The organism is Micromonospora yasonensis (genome assembly GCF_026013475.1).
Classification (GTDB): Bacteria; Actinomycetota; Actinomycetes; order Mycobacteriales; family Micromonosporaceae; genus Micromonospora; species Micromonospora yasonensis.
Window position 1 is genome coordinate 1 of sequence record NZ_JAPDPH010000472.1, and the last position, 707, is coordinate 707.

Genomic DNA, 707 nt, shown 5'->3' on the forward strand with positions numbered 1-707 from the left:
AGCGGCGGTTGTTGTACCAGTCGATGTATTCGACGGTGGCCATCGCCAGGTCGTCGAGTCCGCGCCATGGTCCCTTGTTGCGGACGAGTTCGGCTTTGTAGAGGGAGTTGAACGCTTCGGCCATCGCGTTGTCGTAGGAGTCGCCCTTGGAGCCGACGGAGGCGACGGCGCCGGCCTCGGCGAGCCGCTGGGTGTAGCGGATCGCTCGATATTGGACTCCCCGGTCGGAGTGGTGGACGAGTCCGCCCAGGTCAGCGCCTTGATTCTCGCGGCGCCACATCGCCATCTTCAGCGCGTCGAGAGCCAGATCGGTGTAGAGACTCGTGGACACCTGCCAGCCGACGATCATGCGGGAGTACACGTCGAGGACGAACGCGGCGTACACCCAGCCCACGCTGGTGCGCACGTAGGTCAGGTCGGCGACCCACAGCTGGTTCGGGCCGGCTGCGGTGAAGTCCCGTTTGACCAGGTCAGCGGGCCGGCTGGTCTCGGCGGCGGGCCGGGTCGTGCGTGGCGACTTGTCGCGCAGCAGCCCGCGTAGCCCGGACTCGCGCATCAGCCGCTCGACGGTGCACCGGGCCGCCTCGATGTCCTGGCGGTGCAGCTCGTGCCAGATCTTGCGGGCCCTGTAGACGCCGTAGTTCTCCGCGTGGATCCGCTCGATCACCGCGGTCAGCTCCTCATCGCGCCTCGATCGTGCGCTGGCG

1 protein-coding gene is annotated in these 707 nt (G+C 67.6%); it reads right to left on the reverse strand.

Annotated elements, in window-relative coordinates; translation table 11 throughout:
- A partial coding sequence (locus tag ONA70_RS36405) for an IS3 family transposase (protein ID WP_265011010.1) occupies positions 1–667 on the reverse strand: 667 nt, incomplete at its 3' end.
- Positions 668–707 lie beyond the last annotated feature (40 nt).